The organism is Dickeya oryzae, from assembly GCF_009372235.1.
Taxonomy (GTDB): Bacteria; Pseudomonadota; Gammaproteobacteria; order Enterobacterales; family Enterobacteriaceae; genus Dickeya; species Dickeya oryzae.
Genome location: NZ_SULL01000014.1, coordinates 80,406 through 101,746 on the forward strand (window position 1 = coordinate 80,406; position 21,341 = coordinate 101,746).

General features: G+C 52.8%; 20 protein-coding genes. 14 read left to right on the forward strand and 6 right to left on the reverse strand.

Annotated features, from left to right (window positions below):
- Window positions 1-177 precede the first annotated feature (177 nt).
- Complete coding sequence (locus FAZ14_RS15270) at window positions 178-990, reverse strand: DUF72 domain-containing protein (protein WP_038925937.1); 813 nt, start codon at window positions 988-990, stop codon at window positions 178-180.
- A gap of 327 nt (window positions 991-1,317) precedes the next feature.
- On the opposite strand from FAZ14_RS15270, the gene aspS reads away from it, so the two are divergent.
- From aspS to ruvB, 7 genes are all read left to right on the forward strand, one after another.
- Entirely contained in the window at window positions 1,318-3,108 is a 1,791-nt protein-coding gene (aspS, locus tag FAZ14_RS15275) for an aspartate--tRNA ligase (protein ID WP_153508840.1), read from the forward strand.
- 1 nt (window position 3,109) lies between these two features.
- Window positions 3,110-3,559, forward strand: coding sequence for a dihydroneopterin triphosphate diphosphatase (gene nudB, locus FAZ14_RS15280; protein ID WP_153508841.1), 450 nt, complete (start codon window positions 3,110-3,112; stop codon window positions 3,557-3,559).
- A 71-nt stretch (window positions 3,560-3,630) separates the two neighbouring features.
- Window positions 3,631-4,374, forward strand: a complete 744-nt coding sequence (locus FAZ14_RS15285; RefSeq protein WP_016941244.1) for a YebC/PmpR family DNA-binding transcriptional regulator — start codon at window positions 3,631-3,633, stop codon at window positions 4,372-4,374.
- A gap of 40 nt (window positions 4,375-4,414) precedes the next feature.
- Window positions 4,415-4,936 carry a crossover junction endodeoxyribonuclease RuvC gene (gene ruvC, locus FAZ14_RS15290; protein ID WP_016941245.1) on the forward strand — a complete coding sequence of 174 codons (522 nt, stop codon included), beginning with the start codon at window positions 4,415-4,417 and terminating at the stop codon, window positions 4,934-4,936.
- Between the two features lie 229 nt (window positions 4,937-5,165).
- Entirely contained in the window at window positions 5,166-6,194 is a 1,029-nt protein-coding gene (locus tag FAZ14_RS15295) for a HoxN/HupN/NixA family nickel/cobalt transporter (RefSeq protein WP_038925935.1), read from the forward strand.
- A 189-nt stretch (window positions 6,195-6,383) separates the two neighbouring features.
- The gene (ruvA, locus tag FAZ14_RS15300) at window positions 6,384-7,001 is read left to right on the forward strand and encodes a Holliday junction branch migration protein RuvA (protein ID WP_016941247.1); all 618 of its coding nucleotides are present in this window, start codon (window positions 6,384-6,386) and stop codon (window positions 6,999-7,001) included.
- A 7-nt stretch (window positions 7,002-7,008) separates the two neighbouring features.
- Entirely contained in the window at window positions 7,009-8,019 is a 1,011-nt protein-coding gene (gene ruvB, locus FAZ14_RS15305; RefSeq protein WP_020477026.1) for a Holliday junction branch migration DNA helicase RuvB, read from the forward strand.
- Window positions 8,020-8,160: 141 nt separating this feature from the next.
- Here ruvB and znuB read toward each other — a convergent pair whose 3' ends face one another.
- Both znuB and znuC read right to left on the reverse strand, forming a co-directional pair.
- Window positions 8,161-8,946 (reverse strand): zinc ABC transporter permease subunit ZnuB, encoded by a 786-nt coding sequence (gene znuB, locus FAZ14_RS15310; RefSeq protein WP_153508842.1) that lies wholly within the window; start codon window positions 8,944-8,946, stop codon window positions 8,161-8,163.
- The gene (znuC, locus tag FAZ14_RS15315) at window positions 8,943-9,701 is read right to left on the reverse strand and encodes a zinc ABC transporter ATP-binding protein ZnuC (RefSeq protein WP_016941250.1); all 759 of its coding nucleotides are present in this window, start codon (window positions 9,699-9,701) and stop codon (window positions 8,943-8,945) included. The genes znuB and znuC overlap by 4 nt, the downstream gene beginning before the upstream one ends.
- 75 nt (window positions 9,702-9,776) lie before the next feature.
- On the opposite strand from znuC, the gene znuA reads away from it, so the two are divergent.
- From znuA to FAZ14_RS20390, 5 genes are all read left to right on the forward strand, one after another.
- On the forward strand, window positions 9,777-10,802 hold the full coding sequence (gene znuA, locus FAZ14_RS15320; protein ID WP_029456329.1) for a zinc ABC transporter substrate-binding protein ZnuA: 1,026 nt from the start codon (window positions 9,777-9,779) through the stop codon (window positions 10,800-10,802).
- A 12-nt stretch (window positions 10,803-10,814) separates the two neighbouring features.
- Window positions 10,815-12,233, forward strand: a complete 1,419-nt coding sequence (mepM, locus tag FAZ14_RS15325; RefSeq protein WP_016941252.1) for a murein DD-endopeptidase MepM — start codon at window positions 10,815-10,817, stop codon at window positions 12,231-12,233.
- Between the two features lie 149 nt (window positions 12,234-12,382).
- Window positions 12,383-13,369 carry a lauroyl-Kdo(2)-lipid IV(A) myristoyltransferase gene (gene lpxM / locus FAZ14_RS15330; protein ID WP_038925933.1) on the forward strand — a complete coding sequence of 329 codons (987 nt, stop codon included), beginning with the start codon at window positions 12,383-12,385 and terminating at the stop codon, window positions 13,367-13,369.
- Window positions 13,370-13,781: 412 nt separating this feature from the next.
- On the forward strand, window positions 13,782-14,186 hold the full coding sequence (locus FAZ14_RS15335; protein ID WP_016941255.1) for a hypothetical protein: 405 nt from the start codon (window positions 13,782-13,784) through the stop codon (window positions 14,184-14,186).
- Window positions 14,187-14,442: 256 nt separating this feature from the next.
- Window positions 14,443-14,565, forward strand: coding sequence for a hypothetical protein (locus FAZ14_RS20390; RefSeq protein ID WP_268906969.1), 123 nt, complete (start codon window positions 14,443-14,445; stop codon window positions 14,563-14,565).
- Window positions 14,566-14,718: 153 nt separating this feature from the next.
- Here the strand turns inward: FAZ14_RS20390 and pyk are convergent, their stop codons facing one another.
- Together pyk and FAZ14_RS15345 are read right to left on the reverse strand one after the other, a co-directional pair.
- Window positions 14,719-16,161: a pyruvate kinase gene (gene pyk / locus FAZ14_RS15340; protein WP_016941256.1), complete on the reverse strand. Its 1,443-nt coding sequence runs from the start codon at window positions 16,159-16,161 to the stop codon at window positions 14,719-14,721.
- Between the two features lie 184 nt (window positions 16,162-16,345).
- Window positions 16,346-17,215 carry a MurR/RpiR family transcriptional regulator gene (locus tag FAZ14_RS15345; RefSeq protein ID WP_016941257.1) on the reverse strand — a complete coding sequence of 290 codons (870 nt, stop codon included), beginning with the start codon at window positions 17,213-17,215 and terminating at the stop codon, window positions 16,346-16,348.
- A gap of 365 nt (window positions 17,216-17,580) precedes the next feature.
- Between FAZ14_RS15345 and zwf the strand changes: the two genes are divergently transcribed.
- Window positions 17,581-19,056: a glucose-6-phosphate dehydrogenase gene (gene zwf, locus FAZ14_RS15350; protein ID WP_016941258.1), complete on the forward strand. Its 1,476-nt coding sequence runs from the start codon at window positions 17,581-17,583 to the stop codon at window positions 19,054-19,056.
- Window positions 19,057-19,210: 154 nt separating this feature from the next.
- Entirely contained in the window at window positions 19,211-19,852 is a 642-nt protein-coding gene (locus FAZ14_RS15355; protein ID WP_016941259.1) for a bifunctional 4-hydroxy-2-oxoglutarate aldolase/2-dehydro-3-deoxy-phosphogluconate aldolase, read from the forward strand.
- Between the two features lie 95 nt (window positions 19,853-19,947).
- On the opposite strand, the gene purT is transcribed toward FAZ14_RS15355, so the two are convergent.
- The gene (purT, locus tag FAZ14_RS15360; RefSeq protein WP_153508843.1) at window positions 19,948-21,126 is read right to left on the reverse strand and encodes a formate-dependent phosphoribosylglycinamide formyltransferase; all 1,179 of its coding nucleotides are present in this window, start codon (window positions 21,124-21,126) and stop codon (window positions 19,948-19,950) included.
- Between the last annotated feature and the right edge of the window lie 215 nt (window positions 21,127-21,341).

A 21,341-nucleotide genomic window follows, 5' to 3' on the forward strand; every position in this document is an offset into this window, starting at 1 on the left:
TAGGTAAAATTGTCGGATATCCAATTCTGTTAATAAGAAATTGTGATAGAAGCCAACGACGGCAATCATGGGGCCGAGTGCCGAAAAATGCGCTAAAACAGTCACTTCAAGACATCATCTTCAAAAAACTATTTTCAATACACGCTTTTTAAAACGCTATGCGTTAAGCCGTAGGTTTTAAAAGAGCGAGGTCTGCTGCGGCCAGTCGGGGCAGGGCGGCATGCCGGGAATCACGGCGCTCAGAAGCGGCCATAGCCGTTGCGCCAGCTCAGGGGCGCTGGCGGTACCTGCTGTGTGGATAAACAGATAAGGCGAGTGTGATTGCCACTGCGCCAGTTTGTCTATCCACGGTGTAAACCAGCGGAGATTGTCGTCGGCGTCTTCATTACCAATAAACCGAATTAAAGGGGCATCGGCAGTGCGCACCACATGGAGTGGTACTTTGGGTTTCTTGCGTTGCGCATCGCGCAGTACCTCGCTGACTGGTGCGGCATGGTGCACTGGCCGGCTGTCCATAATAACCCGGTTCAGGCCGCGTTGATGCAACCCTTGGTTGATACGGCGTTCATCGTCACCCTTAGCGAAAAACAGTGGGTGACGCACCTCGACCCCGTAGCAAAACCCTGTGGGCAGTGTATCCAGGAATTGCCACAGCGTTTCTTCCTGGTCGGGGCCAAACGCGGACGGCAACTGTAACCACAGTTGCCCCAGACGAGGGTGCAGAGGTTCAAGACAACGGAAAAACTCGGTCACTTGCTGCTGGCAATGGCGTAAACCGGCCTGATGGCTAATGGCAGAGGGAAATTTGAAACAGAAGCGGAAATCATCATGGGTCATGTCGTGCCAGCGTAATACTGATTCGGCCGACGGCAACGCATAAAAGGTGGTGTTTCCTTCCACGCAGTTGAAATAGCGGGCGTAATCCGCCAGATCGCGCAGGCCCAGCCGGGTCCAACCCGGATGCTGCCACTGCGGTAAACCAATATACATAAGCCCTTGTCCTGATAGGTTTCTCTGCGAACCAACATCCTGATGCTATCCACTTTTATGGCGATGGATGTAACAGGGTTTTAGCATAATAACTCGCAATTGTGTAACCAGCAGGCAAATGCACGGCAAAAAACAAAAAAGAGTATGCGGGGCGGCCCGCAGACCGCTACCATCATACTTATCGTTGTGGGGAAATTCCTTTATAATGCCCCCCTTTTTTCATTGGACTGTAATCCAGAAAAACCATGCCGACCGGTTCACCGATTCTTATCGTTGCTATCTGGCAAGCGAAACAGAGCACCGGCGGCGGTGTAAAAGGACATCGTAATGCGTACTGAATATTGCGGGCTGTTGAATTCGTCCCATGTGGGCCAGGAAGTGACGTTGTGCGGTTGGGTCAATCGTCGCCGCGATCTGGGTGGGTTGATTTTTATTGATATGCGCGACCGCGAAGGTCTGGTGCAGGTGTTCTTCGACCCGGACCGTCAGGAAGCATTCAATCTGGCTTCCGAGCTGCGTAACGAATTCTGCATCCAGCTCACTGGTGTGGTGCGTGCCCGTCCGGACACTCAAATCAACAAAGACATGGCGACCGGCGAAGTAGAGGTACTGGCGACAGCACTGACTATCATCAACCGTGCTGAACCGCTGCCGCTGGACTCTAACCAGAACAATACCGAAGAAGCGCGCCTGAAATACCGCTACCTGGACCTGCGCCGCCCTGAGATGGCTCAGCGTCTGAAAACCCGCGCCCGCATTACCAGCTTTGTACGCCGCTTCATGGACAGCCACGGATTCCTCGATATCGAAACGCCGATGCTGACCAAAGCCACACCGGAAGGCGCTCGTGACTATCTGGTGCCAAGCCGTGTGCACAAAGGCAAATTTTATGCGTTGCCGCAGTCGCCGCAGCTGTTTAAACAGCTGCTGATGATGTCTGGTTTTGACCGTTATTATCAGATAGTCAAATGCTTCCGTGACGAAGACTTGCGTGCTGACCGTCAGCCAGAATTCACCCAGATCGATGTGGAAACTTCGTTCATGACCGCGCCACAAGTGCGTGAAGTGATGGAAAAACTGGTGCGTGAGCTGTGGCTGGAAGTGAAAGGGGTGGATCTGGGCGATTTCCCGATCATGACCTTCGCAGAAGCCATGCGTCGTTTTGGTTCCGACAAGCCTGACCTGCGTAACCCGCTGGAACTGGTGGATGTGGCTGACCTGCTGAAAGATATCGATTTCAAAGTCTTTTCCGGTCCGGCCAACGACCCCAAAGGCCGCGTAGCCGCGATTCGTGTGCCGGGTGGCGCGCAGTTGAGCCGTAAGCAGATAGATGAATACGCTAAATTTATCGAAATCTATGGCGCTAAAGGGCTGGCTTATATCAAGGTTAACGAGAAGGCTAAAGGGCTTGAGGGTATCCAGAGCCCGGTAGCCAAGTTCCTGAATGACGGCATTCTGGCCGCCTTGCTGGAGCGTACCGCTGCCGATGACGGCGACATTCTGTTCTTTGGTGCTGATAGCGCGAAAGTGGTTACGGACGCACTGGGTGCGCTGCGCCTGAAGCTGGGCCGTGATCTGAAGATCACCAATGAAAACAGCTGGCAGCCGCTGTGGGTCATCGACTTCCCGATGTTTGAAGATGACGGCGAAGGCGGTCTGGCCGCGATGCATCACCCGTTTACGGCACCGCGTGATATGTCTCCGTCGGAGCTGAAAGCCAACCCGACAGCCGCTATCGCTAACGCTTACGATATGGTGCTGAACGGTTACGAAGTCGGTGGTGGTTCCGTGCGTATCCACAACGGTGAGATGCAGCAGACGGTGTTCCGTATTCTCGGTATCGACGAACAGCAACAGCGCGAAAAATTTGGCTTCCTGCTGGATGCCCTGAAATTTGGTACGCCGCCGCATGCCGGTCTGGCGTTCGGGCTTGATCGTCTGGTGATGCTGCTGACTGGTACCGACAATATCCGTGACGTGATTGCCTTCCCGAAAACCACCGCGGCAGCCTGCCTGATGACCGAAGCGCCGAGCTTCGCGAACCCGTCTGCGCTGGAGGAGTTATCCATTGCGGTGGTGGGTAAGGGCAAAGCCGCGCAGGATGCAGAGAATCAGTAAGATGAACTATAAGCGACCTGTCTCGGTGTTGGTGGTGATTTATGCCCAGAACACGGGGCGGGTGCTCATGCTTCAGCGGCGTGATGATCCGGATTTCTGGCAGTCGGTTACCGGCAGCCTGGAAGAGGATGAAAGCGCGCGATGTGCCGCACAGCGTGAAGTGAAAGAAGAAGTTAACATCGACATCGCCGCTGAGGCGTTGTCGTTGCTTGACTGTCAACGCTGTGTGGAATTCGAGCTTTTTGCTCATTTGAGACGTCGCTATGCCCCAGGCGTAACGCATAACCTGGAACACTGGTTCTGTCTGGCGTTGCCCGATGAGCGTCAGGTAGATATCAGTGAGCATCTGGCTTACCAATGGCTGGATGCACCTGATGCGGCGCGGTTGACCAAATCCTGGAGCAACCGGCAGGCGATTGAAGAATTTGTTATTTGTCCAGCCAGGCCCTGACCGCTTTTGGGTCGCTGCAATGCGGCGGCCCGATAACGTTAGGGAATAACAGGCTTTTTTCGGAGATTTTTATGGCAGGTCATAGTAAGTGGGCCAACACTAAACATCGCAAAGCGGCACAGGACGCTAAACGCGGTAAAATTTTCACCAAGATTATCCGCGAACTGGTTACCGCGGCCCGTTTAGGCGGCGGCGATCCCGGCTCTAACCCACGTCTGCGTGCTGCTATCGATAAAGCGCTGTCCAACAACATGACGCGCGATACCCTGAACCGGGCGATCGCGCGTGGTGTGGGTGGCGATGAAGAAGCCAACATGGAAACCATCATTTATGAAGGTTACGGTCCTGGTGGTACAGCGGTGATGGTGGAATGCCTGAGTGACAACCGTAATCGTACGGTATCTGAAGTGCGTCATGCCTTTACCAAATGTGGTGGAAACCTGGGAACCGACGGCTCTGTGTCCTATCTGTTCTCCAAGAAAGGCGTGATTTCTTATGCACCGGGTCTGGATGAAGATACGGTGATGGATGCCGCGCTGGAAGCCGGTGCTGATGACGTGGTGTCCTATGATGATGGTGCCATCGATGTGTTTACACCGTGGGAAATCTTCGGTCAGGTAAAAGATGCGTTGGACGCCGCGGGTCTGGTGTCTGAGGCTGCTGAAGTCTCGATGATTCCGTCCACCAAAGCGGATATGGATGCAGAGACAGCACCGAAACTGATGCGCTTGATCGACATGCTGGAAGATTGTGATGACGTTCAGGAGGTTTACCACAACGGTGAGATCTCCGACGAGGTAGCGGCACTGCTGTAATGGCAGTCCCTTCCTTTCTACCGGTGACTGGGGAAGAACGATGAGCATTATTCTCGGTATCGACCCCGGTTCCCGCGTGACCGGCTACGGCATTGTTCGTCAGCAGGGGCGGCAGATAAGCTATCTGGGCAGTGGATGTATTCGCACTGCGGTGGATGATCTGCCTACGCGTCTTAAGCTGATTTATGCTGGTGTTAGCGAAATCATCACTCAATTTCAACCCGACTATTTCGCTATCGAGCAGGTGTTTATGGCTCGCAATGCGGATTCGGCGCTGAAACTGGGGCAGGCACGCGGTGCGGCCATTGTTGCAGCGGTAAACCAGTCTCTACCGGTATTTGAATACGCCGCGCGGCAGGTGAAGCAAACAGTGGTTGGCACGGGGGCGGCGGAAAAAAGCCAGGTGCAACACATGGTGAAAACGCTGCTCAAGCTGTCGGCTAATCCGCAGGCAGATGCTGCCGATGCACTGGCGATTGCCATCACCCATTGCCATTTTAGCCAGAATCTTTCACGTATCAGTCATGACAAACTGACGCTGGCGCGTGGACGAATTCGTTGAATGGTGTGATGTTTTAACCCCGGCTGTCGTTTGACTGCACCATAACGTTTGTCAGACGGCAGCCTGATTCCTCTTCTTTCTTTTCCTCTATTCCTGAAACGTCTTCTTTGTACAACCACGCCCTGTTTTGATCTGGGATAACACAGCAGTGTATGAACAATTCATAAAATCTCATACCCGCAATTTACCCGACGGCAATGACCCGCCGGATCGATACAGAGATATTGTTATGCTGTCTTCGCTTCTCAAAAATAACCCACGCGCTGTGGTCATACTGAGCGCGCTGGGTGTGGTCAATGTAGTGGTGTGGTTACTGGCATGGGGTATGTTTCACAATCAAACCGCACTGATGGCGACGTGTCTGTTAGCCTGGTGCTATGGCCTGCGCCATGCGGTGGATGCAGATCATATTGCCGCCATCGATAACGTTACCCGAAAAATGATGCAGGAAGGAAAGATGCCATTAGGCGTCGGAGCCTGGTTTTCGCTGGGGCACTCTTCCATTGTAATCCTGGCATCGCTGGCGCTGGCAGCCACCGCGGCGGCCTTGCAAGATGACATGGCGTGGTTTCATGAGATTGGCGGTGTTATCGGCACCTCGGTTTCTGCCGGTTTCTTGCTGCTGATGGCTCTGGTGAATTTGGTGATTTTGCGTGGTGTCTGGCAGCGTTTTCAGCAGTTCAAGCAAGGCGGAGGGATACTGGGCCAGACTGACGCGGTACCCACTACAGGCGTTATGGGATGGTTATTCCGCGCCACGTTTCGGATGGTGAACAAAAGCTGGCATATGTATCTGGTCGGTTTGTTGTTTGGTTTAGGGTTTGATACCGCTACCGAAATTGGCGTGCTGGGGATTTCCGCTGCGGGGGCATCGCAAGGAATGTCTATCTGGTCAATCATGATTTTCCCGGCGTTATTTACCTGCGGTATGGCATTGGTGGATACGTTGGATAATGTGCTGATGGTGGGGGCTTATGGTTGGGCGTTCAGCAAACCACAGCGCAAGCTTTACTATAACCTGACGATTACGGCGACGTCGGTGGTGGTAGCCGTCTTTATTGGTGGTATGGAGGCGCTCGGGTTGCTGGCGGATAAACTGGACCTGCATACCGGGTTTTGGAGCCTCATCGATGCGTTCAATGAACAACTGGGTAATGCCGGATTTTATGTGGTCGCGCTGTTTATCGCCTGTTGGGTTGTCTCGCTGTGTAATTATCGCTGGCGCAATTACGACGCCATTAATAGCCAGGCAGTGTAATTAGCAAGCTGACTGGACGATCTCATCACCAATTTCTCCGGTGTTTCGCGGTTTTCATGCCGTCACCGGAGAACGCTCACAACCCTGTCTGATATCTGGATATGCATCCAGCTTTTCTGTATCCGCCTTTTTTTTTGTGTTATAAGCTATACGCCACGTTTACGTCAGCCAGATTAAGGAAAACATCACGTGATAGGTCGTCTCAGAGGCATCGTATTGGAAAAACAGCCGCCACTGGTACTGATTGAAGCCAGCGGTGTCGGATATGAAGTGCATATGCCGATGACCTGCTTTTACGAATTGCCGGATCTCGGTCAGGAAGCGGTGATTTTTACCCATTTTGTGGTGCGTGAAGACGCGCAACTGTTGTTCGGTTTTAACAATAAACAAGAACGCTCTTTGTTTCGTGAGCTGATTAAAGTCAACGGCGTAGGGCCGAAGCTGGCGCTGGCTATCCTGTCCGGCATGTCGGCACAGCAGTTTGTTAGCGCGGTGGAACGCCAGGAAATTAACGCACTGGTGAAATTGCCGGGCGTCGGCAAGAAAACCGCCGAGCGGCTGGTCGTGGAAATGAAAGATCGCTTTAAAGGTCTGAATGGTGATTTGTTTAATGCCACCAGTGATATTGCCTTGCCGACGGCAACCGGGAATGCAACGCCGGAAGCGGATCCGTTGGCGGAGGCTGAAGCCGCACTGGTCGCGCTTGGTTATAAACCGCAGGAGGCGAGCAGAATGGTGAGCAAAGTGTCTCGTCCGGGCGTTGACTGCGAAACCCTCATCAGGGATGCGCTACGCGCTGCGTTGTGAGGTATATATGATTGAAGCCGATCGTCTGATTTCACCTGCCGCGGTATCCGATGAAGAGATACTGGATCGCGCCATTCGTCCTAAGCTGTTGTCGGAATATGTCGGACAGCCGGTGGTGCGCGAACAGATGGAGATTTTTATCGAGGCGGCCCGCAAACGAGGTGATGCGCTTGACCATCTGTTGATTTTCGGCCCTCCGGGGTTGGGGAAAACCACACTGGCGAATATTGTCGCCAATGAAATGGGCGTCAATCTGCGCACGACTTCCGGGCCGGTATTGGAAAAGGCAGGTGATCTGGCGGCGCTGCTGACTAACCTTGAACCACACGATGTGCTGTTTATCGATGAAATTCATCGACTGTCACCGGTCGTGGAAGAAGTGCTCTATCCGGCGATGGAAGATTATCAGTTGGATATCATGATAGGTGAGGGGCCGGCGGCACGTTCTATCAAGCTGGATTTGCCTCCTTTTACGCTTATCGGCGCGACAACCCGTGCGGGCTCGCTGACATCACCGCTACGAGACCGTTTTGGTATTGTGCAGCGGCTCGAGTTCTATCAGGTGGCTGATTTACAGCATATCGTGCAGCGCAGTGCGCAATGTCTGGGGCTGGATATGACGGATGACGGTGCGCTGGAGGTAGCCCGCCGGTCACGCGGTACGCCACGTATCGCCAACCGATTGCTGCGCCGGGTGCGGGATTTCTCCGAAGTGAAATCAGACGGCGCAATTTCAGCAACGGTCGCGGTGCAGGCGTTGGACATGCTGGCGGTTGACTCCGAAGGTTTTGATTATATGGACCGTAAACTGCTGCTGGCGGTTATCGATAAATTTATGGGCGGTCCGGTGGGGTTGGATAATCTGGCGGCAGCTATTGGTGAAGAACGCGAAACCATTGAGGATGTGCTGGAGCCTTACCTGATTCAGCAGGGTTTTTTGCAACGCACGCCACGGGGGCGTATTGCGACACAGCATGCCTATCGCCATTTCGGACTCACTCGTGAACACGGTGAGTAAGCAGGACAAGACGATATAGTCAGCCACCTCTATCCGTTATTGCCGCCAGTTTATAAGCTGGCGGCAACGCTGGTTCTTGCAACTGGTGGGTATTGTTTTACCACTGGTGGGTATTGTTTTACCGTAGCGTGATACGTCAGGTCAGGCGGCCTGCTTTTTCAGCAGACTGAGAATGAACAGCAGTGATGCGCATAGCACAACGGAGGGACCCGCTGGTGTATTCGCTTCGGCCGAGAAGGCAAGCCCTCCCGTAACAGCCAGAATACCCGCGCCCATCGCGCAGAGTGCCATCTGTTCCGGTGTGCGAGAGAATCGGCGTGCGGTAGCGGCGGGAATAATCAACAGTGATGTGATGATCAGCGCACCGACAAATTTCATCGCCAGCCCGATGGTTAATGCCGTGACTAGCATCAGAATCAGTTTGGTGCGGGCGATAGCTACACCGTCAACGTGCGCCAGTTCAGGGCTGACCGTCATTGAGAGTAGTGCCTGCCATTGCCACCCCAGTACACCAAGCACCAGTAGTACACCGGGGCCTATTAGCCACAAGTCTTCACTGGTAACGGCCAACAGGTCACCAAACAAATACGCCATCAGATCGACGCGGACATTATTCATCATGCTGACAACCACCAGACCTAGCGACAGTGCGCTGTGCGCCATGATGCCAAGCAGGGTATCGATGGCAAGTCCAGGGCGGCGCTCCAGCCAGACCAGCCCTACCGCCAGTAACAGGGTAATGGCGATCACCGCATAAAACAGGTTAACACCCAACAGTAACCCCAGTGCGACGCCGAGTAATGAAGCATGGGCGAGGGTATCGCCAAAATAGGACATGCGGCGCCACACGACAAAGGAACCCAGCGGCCCTGCCGCCACAGCCAGACATACCCCTGCCAGCCAGCCGGGCAACAACAACTCGATCATGCGTTATTACCATCCTGTCGTTTTAAAATAATTTTTCCGTTCAGATCGTGACGGTGATTGTGATGATGGCGGTAAATAGCCAGTTGTCCGGCACCACGGTGGCCAAACATGGCTAAAAATTCCGGGTGTAGCGACACGACTTCCGGCGTGCCTGAACAACAAATATGTTGATTAAGACACAGGACCTCATCGGTTTTCGCCATCACCAGATGCAGGTCGTGGGAAACCATCAACACACCGCATTGGTATTCTTGTCGCAACTGGTTAATCAACTCATACAACGCCAACTGCCCATTGACGTCGACCCCTTGCGTGGGTTCATCCAGCACCAGCAGTTGCGGGCGGGCGAGGATCGCGCGCGCCAACAAAACGCGCTGGGTTTCACCACCCGAAAGCTTTTGCATCGGTTGCTCTAGCAGATGACCGGCCTGCACGCGTTTTAATGCCGGCATAATATCTTGCTTATTCACCCCAGGGCGTAATTGCATAAAGCGTTTGACCGTCAAGGGCAGGGTCGGGTCCAGATGCAGTTTTTGCGGTACATAGCCAATGCAAAGACCCGCAGACCGTGTCAGCTTACCGTGGGTGGGAGGCTGCAAACCCAGTACAACCCGTACCAGTGTGGATTTCCCCGCGCCATTCGGTCCAAGCAGCGTCAGAATACGACCAGCCTGCAATGTGAAAGAAATATCATTGAGTACAGATTTGTTGCCAAACTGCACGCCAATATTTTCCAGTGAAACCAGCGTTGACATAGAATTCTGTTTGCAGAGGGTGTGTGACGTTATAATATAACGCGTTTTTGTTAATAAATCGACGGATGATTGGGAATGTTGCGAGTCACTCATTATAAATGGCTAAACGCTGTGCTGGCCACCGGAGCACTATTGGCGTCTCTGGCTACCATGTCGACGGCCTGCGCCGCGGTGGTTACGTCTATTCGCCCGCTGGCATTTATTGCCGCCGCTATCGCTGACGGTGTGACACCGACGGAAGTGCTGCTCCCGGACGGCGCATCACCGCATGATTATGCACTACGTCCGTCTGATGTACAGCGCCTTAAATCGGCGCAACTGGTCATCTGGGTCGGGCCGGAAATGGAAGCCTTTCTGTCTAAAGCGTTACAGCCGTTACCCGCGGAGCGGCAAATCGCGTTAAGTCAGCAACCGGCAATCCGCACGCTATTGTTACAGGAATCACATCCTGAGCATGCGGCAGCAGAAAATGATGCGCATCATGACGCTGATCATGACAATCACGCCAGCCACGAGCATGATCACGGTAATGAGCCTGAAAATCATCAGGATAGCGATGATGATGGGCATCATCATGGCGAGTTTAATATGCATATCTGGCTGTCGCCGGAAATGGCGCAGGCATCAGCCATTGCGATTCATGCAAAATTAGTGGAACTCATGCCGCAGAATAAAGACAAACTGGATACAAATCTGCGTAAATTCACTGAGAAACTTGCACAGACAGATAAAAATATTGTTAATATGCTGACGCCTGTGCGCGGCAAAGGGTATTTCGTGTTCCATGATGCCTATGGCTACTTCGAACAGCATTACGGGTTGACCCCACTGGGGCATTTTACTATCAACCCGGCGATTGCACCCGGCGCACAGCGTTTAAACCAAATACGAACACAGTTGGTTGAGCATAAAGCGGTTTGCGTTTTTGCTGAACCACAATTCAGGCCAGCGGTCATCAATGCTGTCGCCAAGGGAACTGACGTGCGCATCGGCGTGCTGGACCCATTGGGAAGTGACATTGCACTGGATCAAGACAGCTATATGCGTTTTCTGTCGCAACTGTCTGAGCAGTATTTGAGCTGCCTGAAGGAAAAATCATGAGGATAGGAATAAGTGCAGCAGATAGTCCGAACTATCGCTCTGGCGTATAACAGCCTGCCCCGACCTCACCGTGTGATGTTGGGGTCACTGACTGTTGTTACACTGGCCGCCGCTGTCTGGCGGCCAATGACATATCCACCAGTCAATGACGCACCTGTTATCGTAAGAGACGCGGAAAGCGAAAAAACGCAAACACAGACCCAGAGCCAGGCTCTGAATCCCCCAGCCAGTGAACCCCTGGATAGTAATCCGTTGCCGCCTGTCGCTGCCCAGCAAACGGCTGCCTCTGCACCAACGATGGATGTTTCCGAAGTTAACAGCGAACCGCTGGATCAACCCTCAACAACGAATGGTATTGCCAGCGACGAGTTGGACGACAAAGACTCTGATAATACACATGAGTACGTTGTTTCTACCGGTGACACACTGAGCAGTATTCTGACCCAGTATGGCATCGATATGTCCGATATTGCTGCACTGGCTGACAAGAATGCGGCGCTGCGCAATTTGAAAATTGGTCAGCAATTGAGCTGGACGTTGGATGCCGATGGCGCACTGCAAACTTTGACCTGGCAAGTCTCCCGACGTGAAAGTCGCACGTATACCCGCAGCGGCGACATATTCCGTGAGGAAATCGAAAACGTTGAGGGCGACTGGCAAAACAAGGTGCTGACCGGACGGCTCGACGGTAGCTTTGCCAGCAGCGCGCAGGCTGCCGGGTTGACCAGTAGCGAAGTGCGCGAAGTGATTCGCGCGTTACAATGGCAATTGGATTTCCGCAAGTTGCGTAAAGACGATAGCTTTGCTGTGCTGATTTCCCGAGAAATCCTGGATGGTCGCAGCGAACAAAGTGAATTGCAGGGCGTTCGCTTGCGTACCGGCGGGAAAAATTACTATGCGTTCCGCGCTGAAGACGGCAAATTCTACGACCGGGAAGGTTCAGGGCTGACCAGAGGATTCCTGCGCTTCCCAACCATGAAGCAGTTCAAGGTATCTTCTAATTTCAATCCACGTCGTCTCAATCCGGTCACCGGTCGTATTGCGCCGCATCGTGGCGTCGATTTCTCCATGCCGGTAGGTACCCCTGTTCTGGCCGTGGGTGATGGTGAAGTGGTTGTGGCGGAGCGTGATAGCGAAGCCGGTAATTTTGTGGCCTTGCGTCACGGGCGTCAGTATACCACTCGCTATATGCACATGACCCGCTTGCTGGTGAAGCCGGGGCAGAAGGTGAAACGTGGCGACCGAATTGGATTATCCGGCAATACCGGGCGCTCAACCGGCCCACATCTGCATTATGAACTGTGGATTAATCAGCAGGCGGTCAACCCGCTCACGGCGAAATTGCCACGCTCTGAGGGCCTGATGGGTAAAGAACGTCGTGATTATCTGGCGCATGTACGCGAAGTTCTGCCTCAACTGCAGCTGGATTGAGTGTCGTTGTGGATGATCGACAGCCGGCAGTCAACGCTGCCGGCTGTTTTTTTATCGCGTACGGGTAAATGTCAGGCCAGTGCGTGTTCAATTGCAAAACATCGGGTAGCGATTATCATTAACCCGATTTTGTAATGAAGAGTGGTTGCATGGAACAAGAAAAGAAAGAAAGAAAAACCAACGCTGAATTCATTCCACAGTTTACGTCGGCTTTTTTGTATCCGCGTTACTGGGGAATTTGGCTGGTGGTCGGGGTGATGGTGCTGCTGGTATGTATTCCAGCTCGTCTGCGCGATCCTATCCTGGGGACGCTAGGTCGGTGGGTAGGGAGATTGTCCAAAGGTGCCAGACGGCGCGCACGCATCAATTTGTTGTTATGCATGCCGCAACTGACGGAAAGCGAACGCGAGCATATTATCGATCAAATGTTTGCGACCGCGCCGCAAGCGATGTTGATGATGGTGGAACTGGCGATATTACCGGCCAGCCGCGCTTATCGTCGCGTTCGCTGGCACGGTATGGAGATTGTCGATGCGTTGCGGGAGCAGCAGCGTAATATTATTTTCATGGTGCCACATGGCTGGGCTGTCGATATCCCGGCGATGCTGATGAGCTGGCAAGGTCAGAAAATGGCGGCCATGATGCACAATCAGAAAAACCCGCTACAGGATTATTTGTGGAATACCTTGCGCCGTCGTTTTGGTGGTCGTCTGCATACCCGTAATGATGGAATCAAGCCGTTTATTGGTTCGGTGCGCGAAGGGTATTGGGGGTATTATCTGCCAGATCAGGATCATGGCGCAGAGCATAGCGAGTTCGTCGATTTCTTTGCGACCTATAAAGCGACACTCCCTGCTATTGGCCGTTTGATGAAGGTCTGCCGGGCTGAAATCGTACCGCTGTTTCCGGTTTATAACGGCAAAACGTCACAACTGGATATCTACATTCGCCCGCCAATGAGCGATATTAGTGGTGCAGACGATCATACTATCGCCCGTCGTATGAATGAAGAAGTTGAGCATCTGGTGACGCCGAATCCTGAGCAGTACACCTGGATTCTGAAGCTGTTGAAAACCCGCAAACCGGGGGAAACTGAACCCTATTTGCGCAAAGATTTGTACCCACGCAAGAAATAAATCACTCGCGTGGTTTAAGCGCACAGCCAATAAGGGCGATACCAGTGGTATCGCCCTTATTGGTCTTCACCAGGTATAGGTCATCTTATCTGCGTTTTTAAGATGCTATTTTTGTGTTGTGTACCCAACACATAGGCGTCCGGTACATAAGACTCGGCAGGAAATACATAATCTGTAACAGTTAACCTCTTCTTAATTTAGTAACTGCTGGAACTTATAAAAAAACTTAAAAATAGCGTTGAATGTCGTTCTTTTTTTCTCAGACTATTCCATATTCTTTTTATTATCGCTTTTGATTTAATAACCCCCGAAGCCGCTCTGTTATGACTTCAACCGTTAGCCACCATAAATAATGCGAGATTGCTTATTTAATTCCGGCTAATAAAAAAATTTCTGCTGAAGGATTTCAACCATGAATCTGAAACCACTGTTTTTAGGCGTTTTACTGGCAACGACTTATGTAACTGCCAACGCAGCGACCACCACGGTGGAAAAAAGTGCAACTAACGCCCCGGCAACCAGTACGACACCCGCATCGGCGGAATCTTCACTGGGTAAGGCGGTGGATAAAGCCAACACGGACGCAGCCAAACGGGCAGAGCTTGACGCATCGGCCGTGAAAGCCAATGCTCGTGGGGATGCAACTATAAAACCTGAAAAGGCCACGGCACAAACACAAACGAAAACTGAAGAGAAGTCGGCGAAGAAGGTGGTGAAAAAACATCATACTGATAGCGCTAATACCAGGGAAAAAACGAAAGCCAGTACCGGAGAAAAACAGGACGACATAAAAAACACCACCACGAATGCCCAATAAAACGTCCGTTAGTCAATAAACAATAAGATGAACATCACGCAATAATAAAAGAAACAGTAGTGTTTGCGCAGATGGCAATAATTTACCGGTCAGGAAATAGCGATAGGTGTTATGGCAATGAAGTCCAATTTGCCAGATAACCAGAACGCTATTCCTGACCGGCGTTATACCCAAAATAATTTGAGTAATGCAGCCACACACCTGCAACTCGGCGTATGAAGGGGATATATCCCTTTTGGATGAAAGCTTGGTTTTTATGAATAAATTATTTTTATGTCTTGCGTTACTGACTGCACATATTCCTTTTTCCCAGGCGGAGAGTTGTCGCGCCAATCGCTCTGGTGGGCTGGATAGCGAGCCTGTGGTGGGGGCACGTTAACCCGACGCGGATCAGGCAAAAACGAACGCAAGGCAGAGGGTGCGTTGGTGAATGAGTAAAAAAACGGGGCAGCTAACGCTGCCCCGTTTTTTTACTATCTAAGAATGCACGATAGTGTGATTACCGGGTATCACCGGCGTTGCCTATAGGCGGTTATTCAACCCGCAGTACGCGCACAGTATTGGTGGTTCCGACCGTTCCCATCACGTCCCCTTGGGTCACGATAACCAGATCGCCGGAGACCAGGAAGCCTTTGTCACGCAGCAGCAGTACCGCATCATTAGCCGCAGCGACGCCATCGGTATAGCTGGTGAACTGCACCGGAGTGACACCACGGTACAAGGCAGTCAGGTTAAGGGTATGCTCATGACGCGACATAGCGAAAATCGGCAGGCCTGAACTGATGCGGGACATCATCAATGCGGTGCGGCCGGATTCGGTCATGGCGATAATCGCGGTAACACCGTTAAGGTGGTTGGCCGCATACATAGCGGACATGGCGATCGACTCTTCCACGTTATCGAACTGCACATCAAGGCGGTGTTTGGAGACATTAATGCTGGGGATTTTTTCTGCGCCCAGACACACTTTAGCCATAGCGGCAACCGTCTCGGCTGGGTACTGACCCGCCGCGGTTTCTGCAGAGAGCATCACGGCATCGGTGCCGTCGAGTACGGCGTTGGCGACGTCCATCACTTCCGCGCGGGTTGGCATCGGATTGGTGATCATCGACTCCATCATCTGTGTTGCCGTAATAACGGCACGGTTCAACTGACGAGCACGGCGAATCAGTTTTTTCTGGATACCGACCAGCTCCGGGTCACCGATTTCTACGCCCAGATCACCACGAGCAACCATGACCACATCAGAAGCAAGGATAATGTCGTCCATCGCTTCATCCGTTGATACGGCTTCTGCACGTTCTACTTTCGACACAATTTTGGCGTTGCTGCCAGCTTCGCGAGCCAGACGACGGGCATAGTGCAAGTCTTCGCCAGTACGAGGGAAGGAGACAGCCAGGAAATCTACACCGATTTTGGCCGCGGTAACGATGTCCGCTTTATCTTTTTCTGTTAACGCTTCCGCCGACAGGCCGCCACCGAGTTTGTTGATGCCTTTGTTGTTAGACAACGGGCCGCCGACAGTGACTTCGGTGAACACTTTCATGCCATCGACTGCCAGTACTTTTAACTGCACACGGCCATCATCCAGCAGCAGAATATCGCCTGGAACCACATCGTTGGGTAATCCTTTATAGTCGATACCCACTCTCTCTTTGTCGCCTTCGCCTTTTTCCAGGTTGGCATCCAGCAGGAACTTGTCGCCGACATTCAGGAAAATTTTCCCTTCTTTGAAGGTCGATACACGAATTTTGGGCCCCTGAAGATCACCCAGAATGGCAACATGGCGGCCAAGTTTAGCTGCGATTTCGCGAACTTTGTCGACCCGCAGAAGATGGTCTTCCGGCGTACCGTGAGAAAAGTTCAGGCGGACTACGTTTGCGCCTGCGGCAATGACCTTTTCCAGATTATTGTCGCGGTCCGTAGCCGGCCCCAGCGTGGTAACGATTTTGGTTCTTCTGAGCCGTCTGGACATGTATAACTCCGTTGACTGGTGAAGCTGTTGTAATGTGGTAATGCCGTCAGGCGAGGGCATGGTATAGCGCTGTTTTTGCCGCTCTGCACTGTCCGGATGCCGCGCCTGTAGTTATGATTGGGCGACAGGTTGGCCTTATCATCGATATCACACCTTGCCACCCGATGTTGATGTTATAGCATAATTAGTTGAACGGGTTGCTGAATCGTTCTTCCTTATCAAATCTCGATTCGCGCAATGCTTCCTTGACCCGCTTCAAGTTATCGCGGAATTTTGCACCGCGCCGCAGAGTAAAACCGGTTGCCAGCACATCGATCAGTGTCAACTGTGCGATACGCGATACCATCGGCATATAAACATCGGTATCTTCCGGGACATCAACCTGCAAGACCAGCGAGGCTTCGCGAGAAAGCGGGGAACCTTCCGAGGTAATGGCGATCACGGTTGCGTCGTTTTCCCGTGCCAGCCGTGCCACCTCCACCAGGCTTTTCGTGCGCCCGGTGTGGGAAATCAGCACCACCACGTCGCCCTCGCCAGAGTTCATGCAGCTCATGCGCTGCATAACCAGGTCGTCAAAGTAAACCACGGGAATATTGAAGCGAAAAAACTTGTTCATTGCATCGTGGGCTACCGCCGCCGAGGCACCAAATCCGAAGAAGGAAATTTTGCGCGCCTGGGTAAGCAGATCTACCGCACGGTTGATGGCCTGGATATCCAGGGATGATTTCACTTGTTCCAACGCAGCCATGGTGGATTCGAAAATCTTGCTGGTGTAAGACTCTACCGAGTCGTCTTCCTCCACGTTGCGGTTCACGTAAGGCGTACCATTAGCCAGGCTTTGCGCCAGATGCAGTTTAAAATCGGGAAACCCTTTGGTGTCCAGACGACGGCAGAAGCGGTTAACAGTAGGCTCGCTGACCTCAGCCATACCGGCCAGAGTGGCGATACTGGAGTGGATGGCTGTCTGTGGTGAGGCAAGAATAACCTCCGCCACCTTTCGTTCTGACTTGCTCAACAGCTCCAGATGACTCTGGATTTTTTCCAGCATATTCATATGACAACGACCATCTATGGTATTTTGGATTTCAGCCAAAGGTGAAACCGATGCGGATTTTGTGAAATATACTACGAGCCCGCTACGGTTGGCAGAGGTGGACACACCCAGTCATCGGCTTTTTTTGTCAGAACATGATGTGTGTCTAACTTTCAGAACGGTAACTGGCTGTCAGAAACGATGGAAAATTTCTCTTTTAGGCGGATGCCAGACTCGTTTCCTTCATCGGCACAACAGGTTCTGAGGCCTTATGGTATCAGAATCAGTCGATAATGTGGTTTTCTTACGGGTTTACTGGCTTGCGTCAAAAAGAGTACATTATTGATGTAATAAAATTACAGCGTCCTGCAATGAGGAGATTGAAAATGGCGGTAACGTCAACAGCCCAGGCGTGTGACCTGGTTATTTTCGGTGCGAAGGGCGATCTTGCGCGCCGTAAATTGCTGCCTTCACTGTATCAACTAGAAAAAGCAGGCCATATTCATCCAGAAACCCGCATCATCGGTGTCGGGCGTGCGGCGTGGGACCGCGACACGTATGTTGGTGTGGTGCGCGAAGCGCTGGAAACCTTTCTCAAAGAGCCGCTTGATGCTGCGTTATGGGCAACATTGAGCAGCCGCCTCGACTTCTGCAACCTTGATGTGGAAGACACCGAGGGGTTCAGTCGGCTGGGAACGATGCTCGATCAGCAAAATCGTACCACCATCAACTATTTCGCCATGCCGCCCAGCACATTCGGCGCTATCTGCCGTGGTTTGGGGAAAGCGGGTCTTAACAAAGAACCCGCCCGTGTGGTGATGGAAAAGCCGCTGGGTACCGATCTGGCATCCTCCCGGGTTATCAACAATCAGGTGGCGGAGTTCTTTAACGAGTGCCAGGTCTACCGTATCGACCACTACCTTGGCAAAGAAACTGTGCTGAATTTGCTGGCGCTGCGTTTTGCCAACTCCCTGTTCGCCAACAACTGGGATAACCGCACTATCGATCACGTGCAGATTACCGTGGCCGAAGAGGTGGGGATTGAAGGGCGCTGGGGGTATTTCGACAAAGCAGGCCAGATGCGCGACATGATCCAAAACCATCTGTTGCAAATTCTGACCATGATTGCCATGTCGCCGCCAGCGGACCTGAGCACTGATCGCATCCGCGATGAAAAGGTGAAAGTGCTGCGCTCATTACGCCGTATCGATCGCTCTAATGTGCATGACTTAACCGTGCGTGGTCAGTACACCAGCGGCTTTGTGCAGGGCAAAAAAGTACCTGGCTACCTGGAAGAAGAGGGAGCCAACAAGGCTAGCAATACCGAAACGTTTGTCGCGATTCGTGTTGATATCGACGACTGGCGTTGGTCCGGCGTGCCGTTCTATTTGCGTACCGGCAAGCGTTTGCCGTCGAAATGTTCAGAAGTGGTGGTTTACTTCAAAAACCCGGCACTCAATTTGTTCCATGACTCCTACCAGCAGTTACCACAGAACAAATTGATCATTCGCCTGCAGCCGGATGAAGGGGTCGAAATTCAGATCCTCAACAAGATCCCAGGGTTGGATCACAAACATCGGTTACAGACCACCAAGCTCGACCTGAGTTTCTCCGAAACCTTTAATCAGCAACATCTGGCGGATGCTTACGAGCGGTTGTTGCTGGAAAGTATGCGCGGCATTCAGGCGCTGTTTGTACGTCGTGACGAGGTGGAAGAAGCCTGGAAATGGGTAGACTCCATTATGGATGCCTGGGCAATGGACAATGACTCTCCCAAGCCTTATCAGGCCGGGACCTGGGGACCGGTGGCATCTGTCGCCATGATTACCCGTGATGGGCGTTCCTGGAACGAAGTGGAATAACGCGGTTTTGCACTGCCGAAAGGCGGAGTGAGGCCGTTAGCATTTTTTTGGCTGACGGTGCGGTCGGACATCCGTGGGTAACTGCGGATCCCTGTGGCAGGGGCGCGCCAGATATTAATCAGTGCCCGTTGGGCATGACTGGAGATTACCCTCGATGAAAAACTGGAAAACCAGTGCGGAACAGATTCTGACAGCCGGTCCGGTTGTTCCTGTTATTGTAATTAACAAACTGGAACACGCGGTACCGATGGCGAAAGCCCTGGTAGCGGGTGGCATTCGTGTCCTGGAGTTGACGTTGCGTACCGACTGCGCGGTAGAGGCTATTCGCCTGATCGCACAGGAAGTGCCGGACGCTATCGTTGGCGCAGGTACCGTGACCAACCCACAGCAGCTGGCGGAAGTGACCGCAGCGGGTGCGCAGTTTGCCATCAGCCCCGGCCTGACCGAACCGTTATTAAAAGCAGCAACAGAAGGCACTATTCCGTTGATCCCTGGGATCAGCACCGTGTCTGAGCTGATGTTGGGGATGGACTACGGATTACGTGAGTTTAAATTCTTCCCGGCTGAAGCGAATGGCGGTGTGAAGGCATTGCAGGCGATTGCCGGTCCGTTTGGCAAAATTCGCTTCTGCCCAACTGGCGGTATCTCACTGAAGAATTATCGTGAATATCTGGCGCTGAAAAGTGTGCTGTGTGTTGGTGGTTCCTGGCTGGTGCCTGCTGATGCGCTGGAAAGTGGTGACTACGACCGTATCACCGCGCTGGCGCGTGAAGCCGTTGCTGGCGCAACAGCCTGATAGCGTTATCCCTTTCTTCATACCAAAAAGCCCGCATCGCGGGCTTTTTTTGCATTCTGAATCGACGGGCCGACAGGCTGGCTTTATCGCAGGTCTCAGCCGCTTACACTGACGGCTGATGCACAGGATTTTGCCAGGTCTACTGCTGCGTCTGTGTTGTCGGCTGTCGCCAGCGCAACCCCCATACGGCGGCGCCCGCTGATGTCTGGCTTGCCGAAGAGGCGAATCTGGGTATGCGGTTTCAGAGCCTGTTCCAGGCCTTGATAGCGCACATCATTGCTGGTCAGCTCTGGCAGGATAACCGCCGAAGCGGATGGTCCATACTGGCGGATAGCGCCGATCGGCAAGCCGAGAAACGCGCGGACATGCAAAGCGAACTCGGACAGATCTTGTGAAATGAGCGTCACCATACCGGTATCATGCGGGCGTGGCGAAACTTCACTGAAAATGACGTCATCGCCGCAAATAAACAGCTCCACGCCAAACAAACCGAACCCGCCCAGCGCTTTTACTACGTTGCCAGCAATCTCTTTAGCTCGCGACAACGCCAGGTCGCTCATGTGCTGTGGCTGCCAGGATTCACGGTAATCGCCGTCTTCCTGACGGTGGCCGATAGGGTCACAGAAGTGCAGGCCGTCGGCGGCATGGATGGTCAATAATGTGATTTCGAAATCGAACTTCACCAGACCTTCGACAATCACTTTTCCGCCACCGGCCCGGCCGCCTTCCTGTGCATAGCGCCAGGCGTGATCCAATTGCTCCGGTGAACGAATAAGGCTCTGGCCTTTCCCTGAGGAACTCATGACGGGTTTGACGATGCAGGGAAAACCTAATTCCTCTGCAGCCTGACGAAATGCCGCTTCGTCGGCGGCAAAACGATAGCTGGATGTGGGTAACCCCAGCGTTTCTGCTGCCAACCGGCGGATACCTTCGCGATTCATGGTCAGGCGGGTGGCTTCAGCGCAAGGCACGACTCGCTGCCCTTGCTGTTCCAGAGCGACCAGCATATCGGTGGCGATAGCTTCGATCTCCGGCACGATATAGTCCGGGCGTTCCTGTAACACCAGCTGTTTTAATGCGTCACCGTCCAGCATATTGATGACATGGCTGCGGTGAGCGACTTGCATCGCCGGGGCATCAGCATAGCGATCAACCGCAATCACCTCGATTCCCAAACGCTGACACTCAATCGCTACTTCTTTTCCCAGTTCACCGGAACCTAGCAGCATAACGCGAGTGGCGCCGGGACGCAGGGCTGTTCCCATTGTTAACATAACCTGATACCTGATGGTGTTGTGAAAAGAGGGGGTAAAAACGGGCGGACGATGGCCCGAACGTGGCCGCAGTATAAACGAAAACGTTTGCGTTTGGCATCACTCGCGTACTGGTACGCAAAAGCGAGTGAAAATCCGTGCAGATCTCGGTACGAGCTGGATTCCCCTGCTGATTCATGACAGGCTTTGGGCATTTGCTGTTGCCCCATGGCTGG

What these genes read in the sequence shown, in the direction of transcription:
- FAZ14_RS15270 (WP_038925937.1), bottom strand. Translation starts at nt 990, where the DNA reads ATGTATATTGGTTTACCGCAGTGGCAGCATCCGGGTTGGACCCGGCTG.
- aspS (WP_153508840.1), top strand. Translation starts at nt 1,318, where the DNA reads ATGCGTACTGAATATTGCGGGCTGTTGAATTCGTCCCATGTGGGCCAG.
- nudB (WP_153508841.1), top strand. Translation starts at nt 3,110, where the DNA reads ATGAACTATAAGCGACCTGTCTCGGTGTTGGTGGTGATTTATGCCCAG.
- FAZ14_RS15285 (WP_016941244.1), top strand. Translation starts at nt 3,631, where the DNA reads ATGGCAGGTCATAGTAAGTGGGCCAACACTAAACATCGCAAAGCGGCA.
- ruvC (WP_016941245.1), top strand. Translation starts at nt 4,415, where the DNA reads ATGAGCATTATTCTCGGTATCGACCCCGGTTCCCGCGTGACCGGCTAC.
- FAZ14_RS15295 (WP_038925935.1), top strand. Translation starts at nt 5,166, where the DNA reads ATGCTGTCTTCGCTTCTCAAAAATAACCCACGCGCTGTGGTCATACTG.
- ruvB (WP_020477026.1), top strand. Translation starts at nt 7,009, where the DNA reads ATGATTGAAGCCGATCGTCTGATTTCACCTGCCGCGGTATCCGATGAA.
- znuB (WP_153508842.1), bottom strand. Translation starts at nt 8,946, where the DNA reads ATGATCGAGTTGTTGTTGCCCGGCTGGCTGGCAGGGGTATGTCTGGCT.
- znuC (WP_016941250.1), bottom strand. Translation starts at nt 9,701, where the DNA reads ATGTCAACGCTGGTTTCACTGGAAAATATTGGCGTGCAGTTTGGCAAC.
- znuA (WP_029456329.1), top strand. Translation starts at nt 9,777, where the DNA reads ATGTTGCGAGTCACTCATTATAAATGGCTAAACGCTGTGCTGGCCACC.
- lpxM (WP_038925933.1), top strand. Translation starts at nt 12,383, where the DNA reads ATGGAACAAGAAAAGAAAGAAAGAAAAACCAACGCTGAATTCATTCCA.
- FAZ14_RS15335 (WP_016941255.1), top strand. Translation starts at nt 13,782, where the DNA reads ATGAATCTGAAACCACTGTTTTTAGGCGTTTTACTGGCAACGACTTAT.
- FAZ14_RS20390 (WP_268906969.1), top strand. Translation starts at nt 14,443, where the DNA reads ATGAATAAATTATTTTTATGTCTTGCGTTACTGACTGCACATATTCCT.
- pyk (WP_016941256.1), bottom strand. Translation starts at nt 16,161, where the DNA reads ATGTCCAGACGGCTCAGAAGAACCAAAATCGTTACCACGCTGGGGCCG.
- FAZ14_RS15345 (WP_016941257.1), bottom strand. Translation starts at nt 17,215, where the DNA reads ATGAATATGCTGGAAAAAATCCAGAGTCATCTGGAGCTGTTGAGCAAG.
- zwf (WP_016941258.1), top strand. Translation starts at nt 17,581, where the DNA reads ATGGCGGTAACGTCAACAGCCCAGGCGTGTGACCTGGTTATTTTCGGT.
- FAZ14_RS15355 (WP_016941259.1), top strand. Translation starts at nt 19,211, where the DNA reads ATGAAAAACTGGAAAACCAGTGCGGAACAGATTCTGACAGCCGGTCCG.
- purT (WP_153508843.1), bottom strand. Translation starts at nt 21,126, where the DNA reads ATGTTAACAATGGGAACAGCCCTGCGTCCCGGCGCCACTCGCGTTATG.